This window comes from Sphingomonas sp. PP-CE-1A-559, from assembly GCF_004340965.1.
Taxonomy (GTDB): Bacteria; Pseudomonadota; Alphaproteobacteria; order Sphingomonadales; family Sphingomonadaceae; genus Sphingomonas.
In genome coordinates, this window is sequence record NZ_SLYA01000009.1 from 76705 (window position 1) to 83679 (window position 6975).

At 62.4% G+C, this 6975-nt stretch carries 5 protein-coding genes; 2 read left to right on the forward strand and 3 right to left on the reverse strand.

Annotated elements, in window-relative coordinates; all coding sequences use genetic code 11:
- Nucleotides 1–15 precede the first annotated feature (15 nt).
- The 3 genes from C8J42_RS17590 to C8J42_RS17605 all read right to left on the reverse strand — a co-directional run bounded on the left by C8J42_RS17590 (nucleotide 16) and on the right by C8J42_RS17605 (nucleotide 3862).
- Nucleotides 16–1136 (reverse strand): IS3 family transposase gene (locus C8J42_RS17590; protein ID WP_133021129.1). Its coding sequence is split into 2 segments (ribosomal slippage): nucleotides 16–890 and nucleotides 890–1136, totalling 1122 coding nucleotides; the frame shifts between segments, so codons are not numbered across the junction.
- 284 nt (nucleotides 1137–1420) lie between these two features.
- Complete coding sequence (locus C8J42_RS17600) at nucleotides 1421–2428, reverse strand: GDP-mannose 4,6-dehydratase (RefSeq protein ID WP_133021130.1); 1008 nt, start codon at nucleotides 2426–2428, stop codon at nucleotides 1421–1423.
- Nucleotides 2429–2722: 294 nt separating this feature from the next.
- Nucleotides 2723–3862, reverse strand: a complete 1140-nt coding sequence (locus tag C8J42_RS17605) for a DUF1176 domain-containing protein (protein ID WP_133021131.1) — start codon at nucleotides 3860–3862, stop codon at nucleotides 2723–2725.
- Between the two features lie 70 nt (nucleotides 3863–3932).
- On the opposite strand from C8J42_RS17605, the gene C8J42_RS17610 reads away from it, so the two are divergent.
- A complete protein-coding gene (locus C8J42_RS17610; protein ID WP_133021132.1) occupies nucleotides 3933–4802 on the forward strand; it encodes a 3-hydroxyacyl-CoA dehydrogenase NAD-binding domain-containing protein in 870 nt (289 codons plus the stop codon).
- Nucleotides 4803–5429: 627 nt separating this feature from the next.
- Complete coding sequence (locus tag C8J42_RS17615) at nucleotides 5430–6914, forward strand: TonB-dependent receptor plug domain-containing protein (protein WP_243644573.1); 1485 nt, start codon at nucleotides 5430–5432, stop codon at nucleotides 6912–6914.
- Nucleotides 6915–6975 lie beyond the last annotated feature (61 nt).

A 6975-nucleotide genomic window follows, 5' to 3' on the forward strand; every position in this document is an offset into this window, starting at 1 on the left:
ACCTGCTCCCCGTTTTCAGGCCGCTGATAACTTAGCTTCGGTATCCATATGCCCTTGGCGGGGGCGGTTCGTAAACTCGGAGGGTGCCAACCCGCCAAGGCTGCTGTGCGGACGCACGGTGTTGTAGTCCGTCCGCCATGCCTCGATGATCCGTCTCGCCGCAGCCAGCGAGGGGAACAGGTGCTCGTTCAAGCACTCGTCGCGCAAGCGACCATTAAAGCTCTCGACGAAGCCGTTCTGCTGCGGCTTGCCCGGAGCGATGTAGTGCCACTCGACCCCGGTGTCCTGGCACCAGGCGAGGACGGCGTGACTGGTCAGTTCGGTGCCATTGTCGCTCACCACCATGCACGGCAGCCCGCGACGTTCGGCAATGGCGCTCAGCTCGCGGATGACCCGGCGGCCTGACAACGAGGTGTCGACGATGCACGCCAGGCATTCCCGGCTGTAGTCGTCGATGACGTTGAGCATGCGGAACCGCCGGCCGCAGGCCAATGCATCCGACACGAAGTCGAGCGACCAGCGCTGGTTGGGCTCCTGCGGGATCGCCATAGGCGCCCGCGTGCCCAGTGCGCGTTTGCGGCCGCCACGCTTGCGCACCGTCAGTCGCTCTTCGCGATACAGCCGGTAGACCTTCTTCAGGTTCATGCCCTTTCCCTCTCGCTTGAGCATGATCGCCAGCCGCCGGTAGCCGAACCGGCGACGTTCATTCGCGATCTCGCGCATCCGCTCGCGCGCAGCATCATCCTGCCCGCGCAGCGGCTCATATTGCCATGCCGACCGATTGACCCCGATCAGCCTGCAGGCGCGACGCTCGGAGAAGCCGTGATCGGCCACCAGCTTCTCCACCGCAGCATAGCGCTCCGCAGACCGGGTCAGTTTTTTCCCAGCAGATCCTTCAGCGCCGACACGTCAAGCATCGACTCCGCCAGCAGCTTCTTCAGCCGTCGGTTCTCATCTTCCAGCGTGCGCAACCGTGCCGCCTCCGACACGGTCATTCCGCCGTACTTCGACTTCCAGTTGTAGAATGTCGCATCGCTGATCCCGTGCTTGCGGCACAGGTCCGCGGTCTTGACGCCAGCCTCATGCTCGCGCAACACCCCAATGATCTGATCCTCGGTAAATCGGCCTCGCCGCATCACTCGTCTCCATCTGACGAGCTAACTTACCAATGGCATGACTTATGGGGAGCACGTCACAGTAAACCGGGCGGGCAATGCAATCGGGATCGATGACGCCCCGGCTAAGGAGCGTACCGATCAGGCGAACCCGCTTTTTGACCAGATTTACCGGCGTCCGGTGAAGCTGATAGCGTCTGCCTGGCTGGCGTCGCGGATAGAACACTCCGCCATCACGCGGTGGTTGCTGGTCTCGGCAACCCTCGTACCGATCACCGTCAACGCTAATGCCTCTTCCTCCGACATCAAACGTTATAGTGGTTTCGATACCACTGAACAAAACGCGGCACACCTTGTGCGATCGTCGTACGCGGTTCAAAACCCAGTTCCCGCTGGATTTCGCCGATGTCTGCAAAGGTGTCGCGCACGTCGCCTGGCTGCATAGGCAGCATCAGGCGTTCGGCTGAACGGCCGCACGCCTGCTCGATCAGCGCGATCATCTCGCCAAGATCCTCTGAGCGGCTGTTACCGATATTATAGATCCGGTGCGGGCTTACGCTGCCCCCCGCCTTGATCACACCGTCGTCAATGGGCGGATTATCGAGGCACGCGACGACGCCGGCGACGATGTCATCGATATACGTAAAGTCGCGCCGCATCCGCCCTTCGCCGAACACTTTGATCGGCTGGCCATCGAGAATGGCCCTGGTGAACAGCCACATCGCCATGTCGGGTCGCCCCCAGGGGCCATAGACGGTAAAGAACCGCAAGCCGGTCTGCCGCAGGCGGTAGAGATGCGCGTAGGTCTCGCTCATCAGCTCGTCCGCCTTCTTGGTGGCGGCGTAGAGCGACAGGGGCTGGTCGACACGGTCCTCGACGCGGAACGGCAACGTGTCGTTGCCGCCATATACCGAGGAGGAGGACGCGTAGACAAGATGCTCGACCCGACGGTTGCGTCCGATCTCGATCATGTTGAGGTGACCGGCAAGATTGGCCTGGAGATAGGCGCGTGGGTTCTCGATCGAATAGCGGACGCCGGCCTGTGCGCCGAGATGGACAATGCGGTCGAACTGCTCGCCGTCGAGCGCGGCATCGAGCGCGACGTGATCAGAGAAATCGACGTGTTTGAAGGTGAAGCGTCCGTTCGAATTGGCGCCATCCTTGGCAAGCTCGGCTAGCCGCGCGTGCTTGAGCGTGACGTCGTAATAATCGTTGAGGCTGTCGATACCGAGAACCGTGTCGCCGCGGGCAAGCAGGCGTCGACTAACGTGGAAGCCGATGAACCCGGCCGCGCCGGTAACGAGAACGCGCATAAGGTGTCTCCTGTATCGCCCAGGCCTTACGAAAGGACCGTATTGCCCGGCAAGGAGCATCGACAGCATCCCGAGCAAACGACCCGTTTGATCAGCCTTTGCCTTGCCGTGGCGTGAGGGCAAGGCTCACGCCTTGCGGTATATCGTCTCGATCAAAATCTGCCCCAGTCCGAGACGCGAAAAAACTCGCCTGCCAAAAAGCGAAGTGTACCGTGCCGCTTCCGGGTTCCTTGTTGACGCTGTCGGGCCTGCTTGCCGACGCCCCACCCCGCCCCTTCTTTAAAGGGAGGGCGGCTAACGGATAACCTTCGCACGCCAGGTGGTGATGTAGGCGATGTTACCGCGGCATTCGCCCATGTCGGCTTGCTCGGAGAGGCGGAAGCGCGTGGCGTCCCAGACGAAGCTCTGGCGCGAGCCGCAGTCACCCAGGCCGCGGCCCTTCGCATAGCTTGTGAGGACGCCGTCCTTGAACTCGCCATTGATGACGCTTTTCACAGAGGCGCCCGTGTCCGCACCAGTTGCTTCGAAGCCTGAACGGGCGTCGAGTTGGGCGGGGGTGATCCTGGTGCCGTCGACGATGAAGAGCGCACCGATCAGATTGTAAGCGCCGGTCGAGCAAGGAAGGATGACCAGTGACTTGCCCCCGCCGAGGGCGTGCGTTTCGGGGGTAGTGATCGACTCGCCAGCACTGTCGGGGAAGCTACCGAGATCGCAGGTAGCGCGTTTGCGCATCGTTGCTACCTGGGCACCACTGAGTTTTGCGGGGGTGCCGGAGGGAGCGATCGCGGTGATGATCGGCAGCGGCGGTATGGGCGCGCTCGAGGGCGCCGCCCCCTTGGCGACGATCGCGTCAATGCTGCCGGCGCGGCCTTGTTGCGCATCGATGTAGCGGAGCGCAGCGGCTGCGCCTTTCAGCGAGAGGGTGGCCAGTGTGCCACCCTTCGCATCGAGGATTTTCAGCAATTGGGCATTGGCGATGGCTGCGGCGAGCGCGGCAGCGTCGTGCAGGGCTATACGCTTGCCGTCGACCGCAAAACTGACGGGCGGGCGCTTGGTGGCCTCAACGTCGTTGCGGGTTTCCAGCGCCAACGAAATCTTGCCGCCACTAGCCGTCACGGGGCCGGGCTTGCGCGACAGGTTAAGTGTAATCATGTCTTCACCGCCCATCTCGGGAAGAAGCGAGCCAAGCGTACAGCGCAGCGTGTTGTCGCAGCCGACGGTCCAGTCGGAAAAAGTCTTTAACTCACCTGGTTTTGGGACCGCATGCGAGTCGGTCGCGGGCTTTGACTGGGACGTTGCCGAGACGACGACCGCTGGCTCAGGTTTTGATACCGTCTCAGCCCGGGGCTGAGGTGCGGGCTGGCTTGGCGAACAGGCTGCGAGCGGTAGCATGGCGAAGGGCGCGAGGGCGGAAAAGATCGGTTTGCACAGCATAGTTGCAGCCTAGCGGTCTGGCAGCGCGGGGAAAAGCGGCTAGGGAGAGGCAACAAATCAGGAGAGTGATGTGCAGACGATCGGCGTGATTGGTGCAGGACAGATGGGCGCGGGGATCGCGCAGGTATCGGCGCAGGCGGGGTACCGCATGCTGTTGGCGGACGTGTCGCTGGACGCTGCCAGTAAAGGCAAGGCGGGGATTGCCAAGGCGCTCGCGCGGCTGGTGGAGAAGGAAAAGATCGCGGGCGACGCTCGCGATGCAGCCCTTGCGCTGATCGAGCCGATCGCAAGCGTGGCAGACATGGGCGACTGTGCGATCGTCGTCGAGGCGGCGACCGAGCGCGAGGGCGTCAAGCGCGCGATCTTCGCCGAGGTCGGCAAGGTGCTGGGGCCGGACGCAATCCTGGCGTCAAACACGTCGTCGATCCCAATTACCCGGTTGGCGCAGGCGGCCCCCGATCCAGCGCGGTTCATGGGCGTGCATTTCTTCAACCCGGTCCCTGTGATGCGGCCGATCGAGCTGATCCGGGGTCTCGCGACGTCAGATGCCACGGTAGCGGCGGTCGAGGCGTTTGCGGAGAAGCTCGGCAAGCAGGTCGTGCATGCGAATGATGCGCCGGGATTTATCGTCAACCGCGTGCTGATGCCGATGATCAACGAGGCGTGCTTCGCGCTGGGCGAAGGCGTGGCGAGCGTACGTGACATCGATCTGGCATGCCAGCTCGGGCTGAACCATCCGATGGGGCCGCTGACGCTGGCAGACTTTATCGGGCTCGACACGTGCCTTGAGATTACGCGCGTGTTATTCGAGGGAACGGGCGATCCCAAGTTCCGGCCGGCGCCGGTACTGGTAAAGTATGTCGAGGCCGGGTGGTTCGGGCGGAAGACAAAACGCGGCTTCTACGATTATTCCGGCGCGGAACCTGTGCCGACACGGTAATCCATCGCAGGCACCCTGTATCCGGCGGGTGAACCCCATCCGCCATACGATCCAAAGTCATGTCCCAGGCCGTGATGCAGCCTGGGACGTGCGGTCGCCGATCAGGAGTTGGTGCGACCCCATGGCGATGACGGCCCGGTCGACCGGGTCGGCGGTGTGGACCAGCCACGGCGAATTTAGCCGATGATGATTGGCCGAGTGTGGCACCGCTGCTGACGTTGCACCCGCCTCCCCTCGGCTCCACTGCTACAAAATTCAATAATGGCAGCGAGTTGCAGCAACGACACGACTAGGTCGCTTACGGTTCGGGCGGACTGCCATCTAAAACAGTACGTCCGGAATAAAGTGCAGTCATTGATACCTATTGCAACAAGTAAAATGCAAAGCGCCATACCACCTGTTAATTTTCGAAATATTGGTATTGTTTTGATATTGCGGACGTGACAGCATGTGCCTGTCCGAGGGTCCGGATGGTACTGCCGAACAGTGTCGACAAAGTCACGGGGCAAAAGATCCCGATGATCGAGCGACAGAACGTTCACCGATTGCTTCCGAACAGGGTCGGCAGCATTCGATATCGCGCGGCATCATCCATGCGACCCGATCGGCAGCACAGGGGGTGATCGAATGGTGTTGTTCAAGGGGTTGATGACCACGACATGTTGCGTGGCCGCGTTGGTCGCGTTGCCGGCTCAGGCCAAGGCCCAGTCGTCGGATACGGGAACGTCGAATACGGGCGTGAGCGACGTCACGCAGGACGGCCAGACTGCGATCGGGGATCCCGTCGCCTCCGCCAAGCTAGCTGCAGACACGGCACGCACCGGAGAGCGCGAAGGGTCGGACATCGTCGTGACCGGCACGCGCATCACGCGCCCGAACAACCGGTCCGCCGCACCGATCGTCACGACGACCGCCGCAGAAATCGCAGCGCAAGGCGCGACGACGATCGAGGAGGTGCTGAACCGCCTGCCGCAGGTCCAGGTGAACTCGGAACAGAATTTCAGCGATTCCGAAGGTCGCCAGCGCATCAAGCTGCGTAGCTTAGGCTATGAGAGGACGCTGACGCTGATCGACGGCCTGCGCGTTGGCCTCGCCAACACGGTCGACGTCGGCATCATCCCCAACGCATTGGTCGAGCGGATCGACGTGCTGACCGGTGGTGCCTCGTCGGTCTACGGCTCGGACGCGGTGTCGGGCGTCGTCAACTTCGTCCTGAAGAAGAACTTCGAGGGCATCCGGGTCGACGCGAACTACAGCTTCTTCAATCACGACAACGACAGCAATGCCGTCACAGACGCAGCGGGTCGCGCCGGGTTCAACGCCAAGCGCGGACTGACCAACGATGGCGGACGCTCCGACGTCAGCCTCGCCGCGGGCACCAACCTGTTCAACGACCGGGTGAACATCACCGGATTCGTCAATTATCGCCAGTCCAATCCGGTCGAGCTGGTCGATCGGTCCTATTCTGTCTGTGAAGCGGTCCAGCCGACCAACACCTCGCCGCTGGGCTGTTCGCGCGCGAGCTTCACGCCAGCAGGCACAATCATCCCGCAGTCGGGGCCGCGCGCCGGGCAGATTCTGGTCAACAATCCCAACGGCAACGGCACCTTCATCCCGATCAACAGCGGACCGCCGGGCACCTCAGCCAACCCTTACGACAACTGGGCGGTGCAGCGCGCGTTCAACCGCATCAACGTTGGCGGTTTCCTGACCGCGAAGATCAGCGACGACATCGAGCTTTACGGCAACGGGCTGTTCTACCGCGACAAATCCTACAACACACAGCTCAACCGCACCTTCAACTTTGCCGCGTACGGCACAGATCCGTTCCGGGTGAATTGCGACAACGCGTTCCTGTCGGGCGCGCAGGCACAGGATTTGTGCGGCGCCAATGCTGGCGTCGCCGGGCAATATGCGCCGATCGACGTACGCTATCGCTTCGACGGACTGCCGCTGGTGCAGCAGCGCTTCACCAACGAGGGGTATCGCATCGTCGCAGGGCTTCGCGGGCGCGGGCTTAACAACGTGTGGTCCTACGATGTCGCGGGCATGATCTCGCGCGCGCGGCTCGACACCATTGAGCAGCCCCCACCGGGTGGTCCGGGTAGATAGTTAGTGCATCGTCGCCTCCGCCGCCATTGCCGGGCGTAGGTGGAGCGAAGCGGAGCCGGAG